Source organism: Rosenbergiella metrosideri, assembly GCF_022602565.1.
Classification (GTDB): domain Bacteria; phylum Pseudomonadota; class Gammaproteobacteria; order Enterobacterales; family Enterobacteriaceae; genus Rosenbergiella; species Rosenbergiella metrosideri.
In genome coordinates, this window is record NZ_JALBCV010000005.1 from 67,634 (window position 1) to 84,842 (window position 17,209).

The window sequence follows — 17,209 nt, forward strand, 5'->3', positions numbered from 1 at the left end:
CAGATGGTTAATCGCGGCTCTTATAAGTATATGTGGAGGTTTTCATGGCTGTCGCTGCCAACAAACGTTCGGTAATGACACTGTTTTCTGGACCCACTGATATCTACAGCCATCAAGTACGTATCGTACTGGCTGAGAAAGGTGTGAGTGTAGAAATTGAACAGGTGGATAAGTCAAATCTTCCACAAGACCTGATCGATCTAAATCCGTATTGCACTGTACCAACCTTAGTGGATCGCGAGCTGACGTTATATCAATCTCAGATCATTATGGAATACTTGGACGAACGTTTCCCGCATCCACCGTTAATGCCCGTTTATCCGGTTGCTCGCGGTGAAAGTCGTTTGATGATGCACCGTATCGAACAAGATTGGTACAGCCTGCTGTTCAAGATTGAACAAGGTTCAAGTGAAGATGCCGATGACGCGCGTAAACAATTACGTGAGCAGTTACTCGCAATCGCGCCACTGTTTGCTCGCACGCCTTACTTCCTGAGTGAAGAGTTCAGCTTGGTAGATTGCTACCTTGCTCCTTTACTTTGGCGTTTACCTTCTTTAGGCGTTGATTTATCGGGTGCGGGTTCTAAAGATCTTAAAGGCTATATGAATCGTGTCTTTGAACGTGATTCGTTCCTCGCTTCTCTTACAGAAGCTGAGCGTGAAATGCGTCTCTAATCGAGGCTACTATTATGGATATGACAGATTTAACGGCACGTCGCCCGTATTTACTGCGGGCATTTTATGATTGGTTGTTAGATAACGAGCTAACGCCGCACCTAGTGGTTGATATTAATCTTCCTGGTGTGGAAGTGCCTCTAGAGTTTGCACGTGATGGACAAATCGTTCTTAACATCGCGCCGCGTGCAGTAGGGAACTTAGAACTGGGTAATGAGTTCGTTAGCTTCAATGCGCGCTTCGGGGGCGTACCGCGTCAGGTTTTCGTCCCTCTTGCAGCCGTTATGGCACTCTATGCTCGTGAAAACGGTGCTGGCACCATGTTTGAGCCTGAGCCACAGTATGATGATGTTGAGGCTAATGTGGATCTTGACGTAACGCATGAACCTAAAATGTCAGTCATTGATGGCGACGGTGAAACTGAGCATACCGATGACGGTGATGATCCCCCCCCACCTAAGGGTGGCCGACCAGCATTACGTGTCGTTAAATAATATTGGCTAAAAAAAGAGCGCTTTCGCGCTCTTTTTCTTTCACTACACTTCTAGGTAATCAAGAATACCTTCTGCTGCTTTTCTGCCCTCCGCTATCGCGGTCACGACTAAATCAGATCCCCTTACCGCATCTCCGCCCGCAAAAATTTTGGGATGGCTGGTTTGGAAGGCGATTTCAGCCGTTTCAGGTGCTACGATTCGTCCGGTCGCATCGAACTCAACGTTGAACGCGTCGAGCCAAGGCATGCTGTGTGGGCGGAATCCAAAAGCGAGGATCACTGCATCGGCTGCGATGACATGTTCTGAACCAGTCACAGGCTGAGCCTGTTGGCGACCAGCAGCATCGGCTGGGCCCATTTCGGTACGAACCATTTTCACGCCGATAACTTTGCCGCTGCCGTCAATCTCGACGCCTAAGGGTTGTAAGTTAAATTGAAAATCGACGCCTTCTTCGCGTGCATTTTTCACTTCGCGACGCGAACCCGGCATATTAGCCTCATCGCGGCGGTAGGCACAAATGACGTTGGTCGCGCCTTGGCGAATCGAGGTTCTCACACAGTCCATCGCAGTATCGCCGCCGCCAAGTACCACAACACGCTTTCCGTTCATATCTAAGTAGGGTTGCTCAGCCAAGGCCTCGAAGCCCATCGTTTTACGGGTATTTGCGATAAGGAAGGGTAGGGCGTCGTAGACACCTTCGGCATCTTCATTAGTGAGTCCACCACGCATGGATTGATAGGTACCGACCCCTAAGAAGACGGAGTCATACTCATCAATCAGGCTTTGCATCGTGATATCTTGGCCCACTTCGACATTTAATCGGAACTCAATGCCCATTCCTTCGAACAGTTCCCGGCGCTTAATCATTACCTCTTTTTCCAATTTGAAAGAAGGGATACCAAAGGTTAGTAACCCACCAATCTCTGGATGGCGGTCAAAGACGGTGACGCTCACACCATTTCGGGTGAGTACATCGGCGCAGGCAAGCCCTGCAGGGCCTGCACCGATGACTGCAACACGCTTATTAACTAATTTTACCTGCGACATATCTGGCCGCCAGCCCATTTCCATCGCTTTATCGTTAATGTAGCGTTCGATATTCCCGATAGTGACGGCACCGAAATCATTATTCAGCGTGCAGGATCCTTCGCAGAGACGATCCTGTGGGCAGACGCGACCACAGACCTCTGGCAGACTATTGGTCTGGTGTGACAGCTCTGCCGCCTCAATGATCCGCCCCTCATTGGCTAGTTTTAACCAGTTGGGAATGTAATTATGTACCGGACATTTCCATTCACAATAAGGATTACCGCAATCTAAACAACGGTCGGCTTGCGCCTTAACTTGCCCTTCAGAGAAGGGCTCGTAGATTTCAACAAATTCGATTTTACGGAGTTGCAGCGGTTTTTTCGGAGGATCAACGCGCTGTAAGTCAATAAATTGATACACATTTTGGCTCATTGTCGCTCCTTACTGCGCCTGTACTCGTAATTCTGCCGCTGACCGGCTGCGGTGTCCTAGCAGTGCTTTCACATCACTTGACTTAGGTTTGATCAGCATAAATTTCTCTGACCAGTTAGCCCATTGTGCAAGGATCTCTTCACCACGACTCGATTGGGTATATTGTACATGCTCGGTGATTAAGCCTCGCAGATGTTCTTCGTGAATCGGCAGGGTGGCGACGTCCAAGACCTCGACCAACTCGCTGTTGACACGTTTACGGAACTCCCCGTCTTCATCAAGGACGTAAGCGAAGCCCCCGGTCATGCCCGCACCAAAATTGACCCCAGTACGACCGATGACACAGACAACGCCACCTGTCATGTACTCACAGCCATTGTCGCCAATACCCTCGACAACCGTGATAGCGCCGGAGTTACGTACCGCAAAACGTTCACCTGCACGTCCCGCTGCGAACAGTTTGCCGCCAGTTGCACCATATAAGCAGGTGTTGCCGGCAATGGTCGCTTCGTGGCTACGGAAGGCTGAACCGATAGGGGGCCGAATCGCCAAGAGGCCGCCAGCCATCCCTTTTCCAACATAATCATTGGCATCACCCGTCAGGATCATTTCAAGACCTCCGGCATTCCAGACACCGAAGCTTTGTCCTGCTGTGCCGGTTAAATGAACCTGAACTGGGTCACTCGCCAGACCTTGATCGCCGTAACGTTGGGCGATCGCACCGGATAGGGTTGCACCAACTGAGCGGTCAGTATTTTTGACATCAAAGTAAAAATGTTTGCTCTGCTTCGTCTCAATGTACGGCAGTGCCTGCTCCAACAGCGCTTTGTTCAGCGTTCCTTTATCGAAAGGCGGATTCGATTCTGTGCAATACAGAGCCTTTCCAGCAACTGGCGTTGCTGTTTCGAGTAACGAGCCTAAATTAAGTTTTTGTTGTTTTGCCGTGAAACCTTCCAATGCGGTCAATAGATCTGTCCGGCCTATCAAGTCGGTTAAGCGGCTTACTCCTAAGGAGGCCATGATTTCACGTGTCTCACGGGCAATAAATTCAAAGTAGTTGGTCACTTTGAAAGGGAGACCGTGATAGTGATTCTTACGTAATTTCTCGTCTTGTGTTGCAACGCCTGTCGCACAGTTATTCAGGTGACAAATACGGAGGTATTTACAGCCCAGAGCGACCATTGGGCCAGTACCGAAACCGAAGCTCTCTGCACCAAGAATGGCAGCCTTGATGATATCGAGACCAGTCTTTAACCCACCATCAATCTGTAAGCGGATTTTGTGACGTAATCCGTTTGCAACCAACGCTTGTTGTGTTTCCACTAAGCCGAGTTCCCAAGGACAACCGGCATATTTCACTGAGGTGAGCGGGCTTGCCCCAGTACCGCCATCGTACCCTGCAACGGTAATCAGATCGGCGTAGGCTTTTGCAACGCCGGTCGCAATGGTTCCTACGCCTGGCTCTGATACCAGTTTGACGGAAATCATCGCCTTAGGGTTCACTTGCTTGAGGTCAAAAATAAGCTGCGCCAAATCTTCAATCGAATAAATGTCGTGATGTGGCGGAGGTGATATCAAGGTGACACCCGGGACGGAATAGCGTAACCGTGCAATATAAGGCGTGACTTTATCACCCGGCAATTGACCGCCTTCACCTGGCTTAGCCCCTTGTGCAACCTTAATCTGTATCACATCAGCGTTGACTAAGTAGGCAGGTGTCACACCGAAACGTCCAGAAGCGACCTGCTTGATGCGCGACACTTTATTCGTGCCGTAGCGAGCGGGATCTTCTCCACCTTCACCCGAGTTCGAGAAACCCCCGATGCTGTTCATCGCTTCAGCTAGCGCTTCATGGGCCTCTGGGCTGAGTGCTCCAATCGACATGGCAGCAGTATCAAAGCGTTTGAACAGCTCAGTCGCCGGTTCAACCTCATCAATCTTGATCACCTGTTCGCTCGGTTTGAGCGCTAGTAAGTCGCGTAGCGTCGCGGCAGGACGGTGATTCACATGTTGGGCGTAGTTGAGATAATCCGCGTAATCACCACTCTCTACCGCACGTTGCAAGCTGTTCACAATATCCGGATTATAAGCGTGGTACTCACCGCCGTGGACATATTTCAGTAATCCACCTTGATCAAGAGGCTTACGGGCTAGCCAAGCACGCTTAGACAGATTCACCAGATCTTGTTCAAAGTCGCTGAAATTTGCACCGCCAATACGGCTAGTGACATTCTGGAAGCAGAGCGTTGTAATATCGGTATGCAGACCTACGGCTTCAAATAGTTTCGAACAGCGGTAAGAGGCAACCGTTGAAATACCCATTTTCGACATGATCTTGTACAAGCCTTTGTTGATACCATTACGGTAGTTCAACATTGCTTTACGGTAGTCATGATCGATAATGCCACTGTCTGCCATTTTCGCTAAGGTTTCGTAGGCTAACCAAGGATAGATCGCGGTTGCACCAAACCCTAGTAGGACCGCAAAGTGATGTGGGTCGCGTGCCGAAGCGGTTTCGACAATAATATTCGCATCACAACGAAGACTCTTTTCCACCAAACGCGCTTGTACGGCACCGACGATCATTGGTGCTGGGACGGGCAGTCTCTCTGTCGTAATTTGTCTATCCGACAGGACGAGTAATACGGTTCCGTTACGAACCATCTCCTCTGCTTGATCGTTTAAGCGATGGATAGCGGCTTCTAATGTTTCATCTGCTGGATTGAAGGTACAGTCAATCGTATCGGCACGATAGTATTGAGTGTCTAATTGTGTCAGCTGCGAGAAATCTGAATAGAGAAGGATAGGCGATTTAAAACTGACACGGTGTGCTTGACCTTCTGCCTCGCAGAAGACATTCATCTCTTGCCCAATACAGGTCGCTAACGACATCACATGATTTTCACGTAATGGGTCGATAGGGGGGTTAGTCACTTGAGCGAATTGTTGACGGAAGTAGTCATAGATAATTCGCGGACGGCTGCTGAGAACGGCAAAAGGGGTATCGTCACCCATTGAACCGACGGCTTCTTGTCCATTTTCACCCAGTACCCGAATAACGGTGTCTAACTCTTCACTGCTATAACCGAATTGTTTTTGCCAAGTGGCGAGTTGTGTGTCGTCAAGCTGACGTTTACCCACCTGATCTTCGGGAAGCTCTTCAAAAGGCACCAAGCGTTTAACGTTTTTCTCCATCCAAGTTTTGTAAGGATGGCGGCTTTTTAAGTCGTTATCGGTTTCTGCAGAATGGAGGATACGCCCAATACGGGTATCAATAACCATTAATTCGCCTGGGCCGACACGGCCTTTCTCAACCACTTCATCGGGCTGGTAATCCCAAATACCTACTTCAGAGGCACAAGTGATTAATTTATCTTTAGTGATAACGTAGCGCGCAGGACGTAAACCATTGCGATCTAAGTTACAGGCAGCATAACGGCCATCCGACATCACGATTCCCGCGGGGCCATCCCAAGGTTCCATATGCATAGAGTTGAAATCGAAGAATGCGCGTAAATCGGGGTCCATATCGGGATTATTCTGCCAGGCCGGCGGGACCAGTAAACGCATGGCACGGACCAAGTCCATCCCGCCGTTTAAGAATAGCTCTAGCATGTTATCCATTGAACTTGAGTCGGAGCCAGTTTCATTTACAAATGGGGCAATCGTCTGCAGATCAGGGATCAATGGCGTATTAAATTTGTAAGCACGGGCTCTTGCCCACTGACGGTTACCCGCAATGGTATTAATCTCGCCGTTATGGGCCATATACCGAAAAGGTTGAGCCAGCGGCCAGCGTGGAACGGTATTGGTCGAAAAACGTTGGTGGAATAGACAGATAGAAGATTCTAAGCGCAAGTCAGCCAAATCGAGATAAAATCTCGGTAAATCGGCGGGCATGCATAAGCCTTTATAGATGTTGACCTGGTTAGAGAAGCTACAGATATAGAATTCAGTATCTCCTAACGCCTCAACACGTTTTTCGATACGACGACGCGCCATATATAGGCGACGTTCCATATCCCGTGGGCGCCAACCCGCAGGAGCATTAATGAAGAGCTGCTCAATGACCGGAAGAGAAGAGAGGGCAACTTCGCCGAGGACATCACGATTGATCGGCACTTCACGCCAACCTACGACAGACAGGGTTTCCCGTAGCACTTCTTCTTCAATGATTTTACGCGAAATCGCCGCTTTTTCCGGATCGTTATTTAGGAATAGCATCCCAACGCTATAGTTGCGCGCTAGGCTCCATCCTTGCGTTTCAGCAATATATCTAAAGAAGCGGTCTGGTTTTTGCAGCAAGAGTCCGCAGCCGTCACCCGTTTTGCCATCCGCTAAAATTGCACCACGGTGTTGCATACGTGCGAGACCATGGATTGCCGTTCTGACAACTTTGTGACTGGGCTCGCCCTCTATATGAGCAATAAGTCCGAAGCCACAGTTATCCTTTTCAAAGGATTTATCATACAACATTGAGTCAACCTCCACGGGCTCTGCGGCCCTTTTCTTCCAGCACTTTGCTACAGGCAACGCTGCTTGGGCTAGGGTAATGGTTAGGAGAGTAAATTCGCGTTAGCGCCTGTGACCTTGGCAGACCAAAATATGCCGCAGGGAACGTGTAATTACTAAAAATTTAGGCGGGAATGCTGCATTCCGCACAGATAGCTACCAGTTGAATTCCAACTTATCGGGAATTATGACCGAGGTCAAATTAGGAAGGTAACAAATGTTTCATTGGTGATTTTATTGTATCATTATGATTTGATTGTTTTTTTTACTTTATTTTTAGCCGTTTGCATTATTATAGTGCAGTGGTTTTGTGTGAGCTGTATCACTATGGTGCAGCACGAATACGATCACTGAATTCTGTTACATTGACCAATATCAGTGATATATATCGTTAATTTTCCAATAAATGAATTTTTAAACTGTTTTAATCATTGTGTTTTTTTTTATTTTTACTCTTACACGAATTGTGCGATGACGTTAGAAAAATTGAATTTAAATGCAAATGATTAACATTTAAATTCAGGTGTGAATCTTCTGCTTACCGCATTATTTTTACGCTATCATGTGCACTTCTCGACGATGGAGTGATTATGAAACATATCCGGCTACTAGCGCAGTATTACGTTGATTTGATGGTCAAACTAGGCCTCGTTCGCTTTTCTCTTCTCCTTGCTTCTGCGTTAGTGGTCTTGGCGATGATCGTGCAAATGGCGGTGACGCTGCTACTGCATGGTCATGTCGAATCAATCGATGTTGTACGCTCGATTTTCTTTGGGTTATTGATCACTCCTTGGGCCGTTTATTTCCTTTCTGTCGTCGTCGATCAGCTTGAGGAGTCTCGTCAGCGCTTAGCAAGATTAGTTGATAAATTAGAAGAGATGCGTGACCGCGATTTACAGCTTAATCAGCAGATGCAGCAAACCATTACGCAGCTTAATCAGGAAATTACTGAACGCCGTAATGCTGAGCAAGCACGTGAACGCGCGATTGTTAAATTAGAAGAAGAGATGGAAGGGCGCATCAAGGCACAAACGGAGCTGGAACAGCAATCATCATTTTTACGTTCTTTTTTAGATGCGTCGCCAGATTTGGTCTTCTACCGCAATATCGATCGTCAATTTTCGGGGTGTAACCGCGCATTAGAGTTATTAACTGGAAAAAGCGAACAGCAGCTTGTGGGCTTAACCCCACAAGATGTCTATGATCCAGAAGCAGCAGAGAAAATTTTAGCCACTGATGAAAAGGTTTTTCGCCACAATATTGCGCTGACCTATGAACAATGGTTGCATTACCCTGACGGAAAAAAAGCATGCTTTGAGGTGCGTAAAGTCCCTTACTATGACCGCATAGGCAAGCGTAATGGTTTAATGGGATTTGGTCGCGATATAACAGAGCGTAAGCGTTACCAAGAAGCGTTAGAAAATGCTAGTCGTGATAAAACAACCTTTATCTCGACAATCAGCCATGAGCTGCGTACGCCATTGAATGGTATTGTTGGATTGAGTCGGATTCTTTTGGATACTCAATTGGACAATGAGCAGTTAAATTACTTAAAAACCATTCATGTCTCTGCCATTACGTTAGGGAACATTTTCAACGACGTTATCGAGATGGATAAAATCGAACGTCAGAATATTAAACTGGACCGCCAGCCGACTAACTTTACAGATTTTATCGCCGACCTTGAAAACCTCGCAGGGCTATTGGTGCAACCCAAAGGGCTGATCTTCACAATGCAGGTGGATGCGCCATTGCCGCAAACCGTCATGACTGATGGGACGCGCTTACGGCAGATCCTGTGGAATTTGATCAGTAATGCCGTTAAGTTCACCAAAGAAGGCGAAATCTCTGTCCATGTGAGTTATCAGTCGAAACATCTGACCTTTGCGGTTCAAGACTCGGGTATCGGTATCCCTCAGTCTGAACAAGACAAGATCTTTGCTATGTATTATCAAGTTGAAGATGAGCATGGTGGGAAACCTGCAACGGGAACCGGAATAGGATTGGCGGTGTCAGCTCGTATTGCTGAAGCCATGGGCGGTAGCCTTAGCGTAGAAAGTGAGCCGCATCATGGGGCCTGTTTTACGCTCAATGTCTGCGCCCCTGAGGTGGTGACCGAAACTTCTAAGGCACAGGAAGAGGAAGAGTGGTTACTTCCCGCTCTACATATCTTATTGGTCGAAGATATTGAGTTAAATGTTGTGGTCGCCCGTTCAGTGCTCGAAAACCTAGGCTGTTCGATTGAGGTTGCTATGACGGGGCAAGAGGCGCTAGATCTTTTTGAACCCGATGAGTTCGATATGGTGTTGCTTGATATTCAGTTACCGGATATGACGGGATTAGATGTCGCCAAGGCATTAAAACAGCGCTTCACTGCTCAACAGCTTCCACCTTTGGTCGCCTTGACCGCCAATGTATTGAAGAATAAAAGCGAGTATCTCAACGCTGGGCTCGATGGGGTGTTAAGTAAGCCGCTTTCGGTACCTGCATTGACGGCAACAATTAAACAGTTTTGGGACCCTCATGCGGCAGAGTCTACTGATCGAGTTGAACCGCTGACTTCTGAGCCGACGGATAAGCTGGATACCGAAATGTTAGAGCAGTACTTAAGCTTGGTGGGTCCTTCGCTCATTCATGATGGGCTAAGTATGTTCGAGAAAATGATGCCGGGCTATCTTGAGGCGCTAGATTCCAATATGTTGGCACGGGATCAAACTGAGATTGCTGAGCAGGGGCATAAGATTAAGGGTGCAGCGGGAGCAATTGGTCTTAAGCATCTACAGAGAGTGGCTCAACAAATCCAGTCACCAGAATTACCGGCATGGTGGGATAATGTTCAAGATTGGGTAGACGAACTGCATAGTACTTGGCAGAAAGATATCGCAGTGCTGAAAGAGTGGGTTAGTACTAAGTCGTAGATAAAAATTACCCCGGTTAAACCGGGGTGCGCGAAGATTGCGCCAACACCAGGGAAATTATACTGAACAGCGCAAACTATCATCTTTTTTTGAGAGTAATCGCGTTGCTATTCAGTGGTATTGGGTACTTAGACTACTGTAACAAATAAATGGTACCGATTTCTATAAAACATTAACATAAGTAATGCATTTAATATCAGGGTGGCTAAAAAAGCATCATTAATCTTAATTAAGTTTATACTCAAGCCTTACTAATACCTAATAACCTTATAATATCAAGGGATATACAGGGTAGGCAACCATTTTCCTACAGGGACGACCAAGTGTTTTAAGGTAATACCTTTTAATCTTTAAAAATCGATAGATTTTGCTAATGATTTAGAAGATTAAAAGGTTGAATTAGTCATCCGTAGCTTAATTTTTCTCTTCTACACATCCTATAAATGATCCTCAAAGAGGATTTTACGCTGGCATTTAAGGCTTATAGTTAACACTATGTTAATTGTTAGTTTATCAAATGATGGTTCTATTGGCGATATCTAATTCAATATGTTTAAACTTTACTCATAATTCACCTGAAAACTATCATGCTCGCCGAAGTAAGAAATTTCTTGGAACCGTTACCTTTTAAGTGGCTTATGAAAGTTGCGGAGAAAGATACCTCTTGCTGAGGCGACTCTTTATAATAGGGCATGAAAAATTGAAGGTCTCTTTTTAGAGAGAGCGTAGACTATGAAATCAAAACGTAAAACGAGGTTGGGATCGATTAAAAAAGGTCTTTTAAAGGTTTTTTTAGCCTGCGCAGGCCTCTGGTTTCTCGCTGTCTTATTATGGACTTTTCTACCCGTCCCTTTTTCTACGATAATGGCTGAGCGGCAAATCAGTGCTTGGGCATCAGGCAACTTTGCATACCGTGCACATTCTGATTGGGTTGCTATGGATGAGATTTCTCCGTGGATGCCTCTCGCCGTGATCGCGTCGGAGGACCAGCGTTTTCCTGAACATTGGGGGATCGATTTTGGCGCGGTCAATACTGCGCTTACGCAGCAAGGTGAAACCCATTTACGTGGTGCGTCGACCCTTTCACAGCAAACGGCTAAAAATATGTTTTTATGGGATGGACGCAGTTGGGTACGTAAGGCCATTGAGGCAGGGATGACGCTGGGTATTGAAGCGGTTTGGCGCAAAAAGCGTATACTTACCGTTTATCTTAACGTAGCAGAGTTCGGACCGGGAATTTTTGGGGTTGAAGCTGCTTCGCAGGCCTATTTCCATAAGCCTGCTAAGCAGCTGACTGAAGGGCAGGCGGCACTGCTTGCAGCTGTTTTACCTTCACCATTGCGTTATAGCGCCAAGGCCCCCTCACGTTACATACAAATGAGACAGCAATGGATTATGCGGCAAATGCGTCAATTGGGTGGCCTGCCTTTTTTAACGCAGCATCACCTTTATTGAATACTTACTCTTCGTCAAATCGTGAGGCGAAAAGCTCGACAACGGCCTGTAAGGCTTCAACTTCTTGCAGGCCAGTTGCTTCGACTTCGATCTTACCGCCCTGGGCAGAATCTAACATCAATAAGGCAATCACACTGTTTGCTTCAGCTTCGGTTCCCGCCTCATTTCGCAGTAAAACTTCAGCATCGAAGCTCTGAACTAATTCAAACAGCTTCATTGCAGGTCGTGCATGCATTCCCAGTTTATTTTGGATAGAAACAGTTTGCTTAACGGTCATGATGTTTTTTTTCCAAGGTGCGATGCCGACGTTGAACATTTTTACCGCGAGAGGCAAAGTAATCCGCGAGTTGCTCAGCAATGTAGACAGAACGATGCTTACCACCCGTACAGCCGATAGCTACGGTGAGGTAGCTACGATTATTACGTTCCAGCATCGGCAGCCATAACTCAAGATAGCTACGTGTCTGATAGATAAATTGGTGGACATCGGTATGACGTTCTAAAAACTGACAGACTGGACGGTCCAATCCGGTCATCGGGCGGAGCTTTGCGTCCCAGTGTGGATTAGGCAGAAATCTTACATCAAACACGTAGTCGGCATCGACAGGTAAACCATACTTAAACCCAAAGGATTCGAAGACAATGGTGAGCTCTCGCTCCGGCTTACCCGAGAGCCGAGTACGTAGCATCTCCGCCAGTTCGTGTACGGACATTTCAGAGGTGTCGACCACGAGGTCTGCCCGAGAGCGTAACGGTTCAAGTAGTTCAGACTCGTGCTCAATAGCATCTTCTAACGAGAGATTTCTCGCGGTTAATGGGTGGAGTCGGCGGGTGTCACTATAACGACGGATGAGAGTATTGGTATTGGCATCAAAGAACAGCAGTTGAGGAGAGAATTCGATATCAAGCCTATCCAATACGGCTTCAAACAGCTGAGGAGATTCGGGCATATTCCTGATATCGATACTCACCGCCGCTGATATTTCTCTTTTGGCTAAAGTTGCCGCAAGTTCGGGTAAAAGCTCAACGGGAAGGTTATCGACACAATAAAATCCCATATCCTCCAGCGCGCGTAGCGCAACCGATTTACCGGAGCCGGAACGACCGCTAACGATCATCAGTGCCATGAGTTTATTTTCTCCTGCGAACCTTACGAGTCACTCTGGATTGAAGATTATTACTCTTCATTATCTTCATTGCCCATCAAAATGTGATAGAGCATTTCGTCGCTTTCGGCTTGCCGAAGTTGTCGACAGACGGCTTTATTCGCTAAACGTTTAGCGATTAGCGATAGGGTGTGGCGGTGTATTTTGCATTGACCAGCAGGGACTAACAGGGCAAACAGCAGATCTACGGGTTGATTATCGACAGCATCAAAAGCAATGGGATGTTCGAGCTTAATAAATACGCCGACTGAACGTAACGTATCTTGTTCAAGCTTTCCATGAGGAATAGCTATTCCCCCACCAATACCGGTACTGCCCATTTTTTCACGATTGAGAATCGTTTCAAATATGAGTTGATGAGGCAGATTAAGCTGGCCCGCCGCGATTTCGCTAATTATCTCTAACGCTCTTTTTTTACTTTGGCAGTTAACATTATTGCGCGTGCAATCAAGCGTTAGCACATTACCTAATTCTAAAGGGAGGTCGCTATTCATAGTATTCACTTGCTGACGGTTTGACGATGAGTCAGACACATACACCGTGGTTAATGACGATCATTGATTGGCCTGCATGGTAACAGAACACTTTATGCAGGCAAATAATTTACATAGCTGAAATCACTATGCGCTTTTTATCCCCGTTGCGCAATATACTTAGATAAGCCGTTTTCGCTGATTAGAGGGAGGGATGGTCAGAGACTCTCGGTACTTTGCCACCGTCCGACGGGCAACGATAATGCCTTGTTCAGACAGTAAGGTCGTCAGTCGACTATCGCTAAGTGGCTTAGCGGGATTTTCGGCGGCAATAAAGCGTTTTACCAGTGCTCGAATAGCGGTAGACGATGCTTCGCCGCCATTGTCCGTATTAACATGGCTCGAGAAGAAATATTTAAGCTCGAAGATACCTCGCGGGCTGTGTAAGAACTTCTGAGTCGTGACGCGTGAAATGGTTGACTCATGCATCTCTATCACGTCGGCAATATCCGCCAAGACCATCGGGCGCATATGCTCTTCGCCTAGCTCGAAGAAGGCTTGTTGTTGTTCGACAATACATCGAGAAACCTTCAGAAGCGTTTCGTTGCGGCTTTCCACGCTTTTTATTAACCAACGAGCCTCTTGCAGGTGGCTACGGATAAATTGATTATCACTTTCATTGGCCGAACCGCCACTCATAGCGGCGTAATGCTGATTGATACCTAAGCGCGGCAGGCTATCCGAGTTGAGTTCAACTTCCCATTTTTTCCCCCTCTTTTTGACCAACACATCCGGGATAACATAATCTGAGTCGCCAGTGTTTACTGACTGTCCCGGTCGCGGGTCAAGGGTCTGGATTAGCTGTATGGCACCTTTCAATATCTCTTCTTTTAGCCGTGTGACACGCATCAATCCCCTAAAGTCGTGGTTAGCGAGCAGGTCGAGATGTTGTTGAATAATACTCCGAGCCTCAGGCAGATGAGGGGTATTTACCGTGAATTGCGAGAGCTGTATCAACAGAGTCTCTTGCAGGTCCCGAGCCGCAACACCGATAGGGTCAAAGTGTTGGATACGTTTTAACACTGCCTCGACCTCATCGATATCGCAGTCGTCAATCCCCACGCTCTCCAAGATATCTTTAAGCGGGACAGTGAGGTATCCAGTGGGGTCGATGGCATCGATGATGGAGGTGGCGATCGCACGGTCCGTTTCTGAAAAGGGCGTAAGATCCGCTTGCCAGGTTAAGTAATCTTGCAGAGATTGCGTTGTTTCGCCTTGATAAACAGGGAGTTCGTCTTGATGATAATCACTGCCGGTACCGGATGGTGTACCCGCGGTATAGATCGAGTCCCATTCGGTATCAAGAGGCAGTTCAGACGGCATGTCATGCTGTTCTAATGCTTCACGCGTATCAAGTGAAGCACTTTCTGCATCTTCCACCGTATCAATTTCAGAGAGCGAGTCAGTTTGTTCCAATAATGGATTACTCTCTAACGCTAATTGCAGCTCTTGTTGTAGTTCAAGAGTAGAAAGCTGCAGCAAGCGAATCGCCTGCTGTAACTGCGGAGTCATTGCCAGCTGCTGGCTGAGTCTGAATTGCAGACTTTGTTTCATCATCTTAGACCCAATTGCCAGAAAGTAAAAAAACAGCCTGATACTACAGTCGGAATTCCTCTCCTAAATATACCCGTTTCACTTGCTCATCTTCAAGAATCTCTTCTGGCGTTCCGTGAGCAATCAATTGTCCTTGGCTTACTATATAGGCACGTTCACACACCGCGAGAGTTTCTCGCACATTATGGTCTGTGATCAACACACCTAGGCCACTGTCGCGTAAATGTTCGATAATCTTTTTTATATCAATCACCGAGATCGGGTCAACACCTGCAAAGGGTTCATCCAATAAAATAAATTTAGGATTAGCCGCTAAAGCACGTGCAATTTCTACACGGCGGCGTTCACCACCGGACAATGACTGACCTAAACTCTTTCTTAAGTGTTCGATATGGAACTCTTTCAAAAGCTCATCGGCTCGTGCTTTACGTTGGTCATTGTTCAGATCATCACGGATCTGTAATACCGCCATTAAGTTATCATAAACACTTAATCGTCTGAAGATAGAGGCTTCTTGTGGAAGATAACCTATTCCGCGGCGTGCACGTGCATGTAGGGGGAGTAAGCTGATGTCTTCGTCATCAATAATGATCCGTCCGGCATCACGTTGGACAATGCCGACGACCATGTAGAACGTGGTGGTTTTTCCCGCACCATTAGGCCCTAATAAACCGACGATTTCACCCGATTTAACGTCTAAGCTAACATCACCGACGACTTGTCTGCCTTTATAGGACTTCGCTAAATTTTTTGCCGTTAACGTTGCCATAGGACTTATTGACCTCTGGTTTTAGGGGTGGAGGATTTTTTGTCGTCCTGTAGCTGAGACGGCATCAATACTGTCGTCACACGCTTCGATTGGCCTTGGCTGTAAGCTTGCATTTTCTGTGCCTTCACCAGATAGGTAATGCGGTCGCCATTGATATTACTATCAAGTTGCTGGACATGAGCGTTACCAGTCAGTTCGACGGAATCGGCTGCTAAATTATAGTGAAGTTTACTCGCCCTACCTTTCACCGGTTTACCATTATCTTGCATTTGGTAGAAAGTTGCGGGGTTACCGTAAGCATCGACTAAGGTTTTCTTACTATCGCCCCCCGGGCGGGTGACGACAACTTTATCGGCTTGGATTTTAATCGTCCCTTGCGTGATCACGACATTCCCGGTGAACGTCGCAATATTGCCATCCATATCTAAGGATTGATTGATAGAATTAATATGAACAGGCTGATCTGAGTCGCCAGTAACGGCTAATGCAGGGAGACTCAGCGCGAGTAATCCGCTTGCTAGTAGCAGATTTAATGAAGATTTATTTTTGAATTTCATAAGAAGTATTTACCTTTTCAAGCAACTCGGCTGTTTTCGCGCGTAAATTACCGCGTAATTTCATTCCGTTAGACTCAAATCCAATGCCTTGAAGATTCACTTTATCACTAGAGGTGACATCTTGGGTCACTAAATTAACTTGCGCGGAATCGGTCGTAAGACGTTGTAAGCGCGAGTCTGAAAGTTGAGATTGCACGACAACATGCCCATAGAGATAGAGCATTCTGTCCTGCGTAAGCTTTGCCTTATCAGCAGTCAATACCCACGTCGCGCGTTTTGTTTCGTCATAGGTCGTTAGTACTGGCTGGGTAAACCAAGTCAGTTGTTGTGCGTCGAAATATTCGACTTGCTTAGAGACGAGTTGGTACGCTAATGATCCCTGCGGGTTGTAAACAGCCGTTTTAGACGTTTCGCTGGTATAAGTTGGAGATTGATCGCTCATTGCCGAAGAAGCGCTTTTATTGTTCGATGACGTTATATTCAAGCCAATGAGAACTAGCGCGATTATCGCGAGAAGCCCTACTATCCATTTACGCGCGTTACTCATATTGATAACCCTTCGGCTTGTTCAAATTTATCTTGTGCCATAAGGATAATATCACAAAGTTCCCTGACTGCGCCCCGTCCACCGGCAATACCCGTTGTGTAATGTGCTCTTTGCTGAATTAACGGATGAGCATCTGCGACCGCAACACTCAGCCCTACTTGCTTCATTACTGGCCAATCGATCAGGTCATCGCCAATATAGGCGACTTGATGAGGTTCACAGTGCAATGTGTCCAGTAGCTGTTGATAGGCGATGATTTTATTGGATTGCCCTTGATATAAATGTTGAATACCTAGCGTCGCACAGCGGTCTTCGAGCAGTTTGGCTTTTCGCCCAGTAATAATTGCCACACCGATGTCACTGGTTAATAGGCAGCGGATGCCATAACCGTCTCTGACATTGAACGCTTTGAGTTCTTCACCAGAATTCCCTTGATAGACATTCCCATCGGACATTACGCCATCCACATCGCAAATAAGAAGTGTTATCTGCGCTGCGCGTTCCATTACTTCACGTGGAATAGGGCCGTAACATGAGTCAACATGGCTTTCTGCATTCATTAAATAATC

14 protein-coding genes are annotated in these 17,209 nt (G+C 46.8%); 4 read left to right on the forward strand and 10 right to left on the reverse strand.

Translation table 11 applies throughout. The features are described from left to right. The first annotated feature begins 44 nt into the window (after nt 1-44). Together sspA and sspB are read left to right on the forward strand one after the other, a co-directional pair. On the forward strand, nt 45-674 hold the full coding sequence (sspA, locus tag MKR94_RS06945; RefSeq protein ID WP_241646285.1) for a stringent starvation protein SspA: 630 nt from the start codon (nt 45-47) through the stop codon (nt 672-674). A 14-nt stretch (nt 675-688) separates the two neighbouring features. Next, nucleotides 689-1,168 (forward strand): ClpXP protease specificity-enhancing factor, encoded by a 480-nt coding sequence (gene sspB / locus MKR94_RS06950; protein ID WP_241646286.1) that lies wholly within the window; start codon nt 689-691, stop codon nt 1,166-1,168. 42 nt (nt 1,169-1,210) lie between these two features. Here the strand turns inward: sspB and MKR94_RS06955 are convergent, their stop codons facing one another. Both MKR94_RS06955 and gltB read right to left on the reverse strand, forming a co-directional pair. Then, a complete protein-coding gene (locus MKR94_RS06955) occupies nt 1,211-2,629 on the reverse strand; it encodes an FAD-dependent oxidoreductase (protein ID WP_241646287.1) in 1,419 nt (472 codons plus the stop codon). A 9-nt stretch (nt 2,630-2,638) separates the two neighbouring features. Then, on the reverse strand, nt 2,639-7,105 hold the full coding sequence (gene gltB / locus MKR94_RS06960) for a glutamate synthase large subunit (protein WP_241646288.1): 4,467 nt from the start codon (nt 7,103-7,105) through the stop codon (nt 2,639-2,641). Between the two features lie 626 nt (nt 7,106-7,731). On the opposite strand from gltB, the gene arcB reads away from it, so the two are divergent. Together arcB and mtgA are read left to right on the forward strand one after the other, a co-directional pair. Continuing rightward, complete coding sequence (gene arcB, locus MKR94_RS06965; protein ID WP_241646289.1) at nt 7,732-10,059, forward strand: aerobic respiration two-component sensor histidine kinase ArcB; 2,328 nt, start codon at nt 7,732-7,734, stop codon at nt 10,057-10,059. 732 nt (nt 10,060-10,791) lie between these two features. Next, complete coding sequence (mtgA, locus tag MKR94_RS06970; protein ID WP_241646290.1) at nt 10,792-11,514, forward strand: monofunctional biosynthetic peptidoglycan transglycosylase; 723 nt, start codon at nt 10,792-10,794, stop codon at nt 11,512-11,514. A gap of 4 nt (nt 11,515-11,518) precedes the next feature. Here the strand turns inward: mtgA and npr are convergent, their stop codons facing one another. The 8 genes from npr to kdsC form a co-directional block, all read right to left on the reverse strand. Beyond that, nucleotides 11,519-11,791: a PTS phosphocarrier protein NPr gene (gene npr, locus MKR94_RS06975; RefSeq protein ID WP_048911360.1), complete on the reverse strand. Its 273-nt coding sequence runs from the start codon at nt 11,789-11,791 to the stop codon at nt 11,519-11,521. Beyond that, nucleotides 11,781-12,641, reverse strand: a complete 861-nt coding sequence (gene rapZ, locus MKR94_RS06980) for an RNase adapter RapZ (protein ID WP_241646291.1) — start codon at nt 12,639-12,641, stop codon at nt 11,781-11,783. The genes npr and rapZ overlap by 11 nt, the downstream gene beginning before the upstream one ends. Before the next feature lie 50 nt (nt 12,642-12,691). Next, nucleotides 12,692-13,174, reverse strand: coding sequence for a PTS IIA-like nitrogen regulatory protein PtsN (ptsN, locus tag MKR94_RS06985; RefSeq protein ID WP_241646292.1), 483 nt, complete (start codon nt 13,172-13,174; stop codon nt 12,692-12,694). A 159-nt stretch (nt 13,175-13,333) separates the two neighbouring features. Next, entirely contained in the window at nt 13,334-14,767 is a 1,434-nt protein-coding gene (rpoN, locus tag MKR94_RS06990; RefSeq protein WP_241646371.1) for an RNA polymerase factor sigma-54, read from the reverse strand. 43 nt (nt 14,768-14,810) lie between these two features. Then, a complete protein-coding gene (lptB, locus tag MKR94_RS06995) occupies nt 14,811-15,536 on the reverse strand; it encodes an LPS export ABC transporter ATP-binding protein (protein WP_048911363.1) in 726 nt (241 codons plus the stop codon). A gap of 5 nt (nt 15,537-15,541) precedes the next feature. Beyond that, nucleotides 15,542-16,093, reverse strand: coding sequence for a lipopolysaccharide ABC transporter substrate-binding protein LptA (lptA, locus tag MKR94_RS07000; RefSeq protein ID WP_241646293.1), 552 nt, complete (start codon nt 16,091-16,093; stop codon nt 15,542-15,544). Further along, complete coding sequence (gene lptC, locus MKR94_RS07005; RefSeq protein WP_241646294.1) at nt 16,077-16,640, reverse strand: LPS export ABC transporter periplasmic protein LptC; 564 nt, start codon at nt 16,638-16,640, stop codon at nt 16,077-16,079. Before lptC ends, lptA begins: the two co-directional genes overlap by 17 nt. Continuing rightward, nucleotides 16,637-17,200, reverse strand: a complete 564-nt coding sequence (gene kdsC / locus MKR94_RS07010; RefSeq protein ID WP_241646295.1) for a 3-deoxy-manno-octulosonate-8-phosphatase KdsC — start codon at nt 17,198-17,200, stop codon at nt 16,637-16,639. Before kdsC ends, lptC begins: the two co-directional genes overlap by 4 nt. Between the last annotated feature and the right edge of the window lie 9 nt (nt 17,201-17,209).

Bases quoted from the DNA above. Each gene is read 5' to 3' on its own strand.
- lptB (WP_048911363.1), bottom strand. From the start codon at position 15,536: ATGGCAACGTTAACGGCAAAAAATTTAGCGAAGTCCTATAAAGGCAGA.
- sspA (WP_241646285.1), top strand. From the start codon at position 45: ATGGCTGTCGCTGCCAACAAACGTTCGGTAATGACACTGTTTTCTGGA.
- mtgA (WP_241646290.1), top strand. From the start codon at position 10,792: ATGAAATCAAAACGTAAAACGAGGTTGGGATCGATTAAAAAAGGTCTT.
- npr (WP_048911360.1), bottom strand. From the start codon at position 11,791: ATGACCGTTAAGCAAACTGTTTCTATCCAAAATAAACTGGGAATGCAT.
- lptC (WP_241646294.1), bottom strand. From the start codon at position 16,640: ATGAGTAACGCGCGTAAATGGATAGTAGGGCTTCTCGCGATAATCGCG.
- sspB (WP_241646286.1), top strand. From the start codon at position 689: ATGGATATGACAGATTTAACGGCACGTCGCCCGTATTTACTGCGGGCA.
- kdsC (WP_241646295.1), bottom strand. From the start codon at position 17,200: ATGAATGCAGAAAGCCATGTTGACTCATGTTACGGCCCTATTCCACGT.
- ptsN (WP_241646292.1), bottom strand. From the start codon at position 13,174: ATGAATAGCGACCTCCCTTTAGAATTAGGTAATGTGCTAACGCTTGAT.
- rpoN (WP_241646371.1), bottom strand. From the start codon at position 14,767: ATGAAACAAAGTCTGCAATTCAGACTCAGCCAGCAGCTGGCAATGACT.
- rapZ (WP_241646291.1), bottom strand. From the start codon at position 12,641: ATGGCACTGATGATCGTTAGCGGTCGTTCCGGCTCCGGTAAATCGGTT.
- gltB (WP_241646288.1), bottom strand. From the start codon at position 7,105: ATGTTGTATGATAAATCCTTTGAAAAGGATAACTGTGGCTTCGGACTT.
- arcB (WP_241646289.1), top strand. From the start codon at position 7,732: ATGAAACATATCCGGCTACTAGCGCAGTATTACGTTGATTTGATGGTC.
- lptA (WP_241646293.1), bottom strand. From the start codon at position 16,093: ATGAAATTCAAAAATAAATCTTCATTAAATCTGCTACTAGCAAGCGGA.
- MKR94_RS06955 (WP_241646287.1), bottom strand. From the start codon at position 2,629: ATGAGCCAAAATGTGTATCAATTTATTGACTTACAGCGCGTTGATCCT.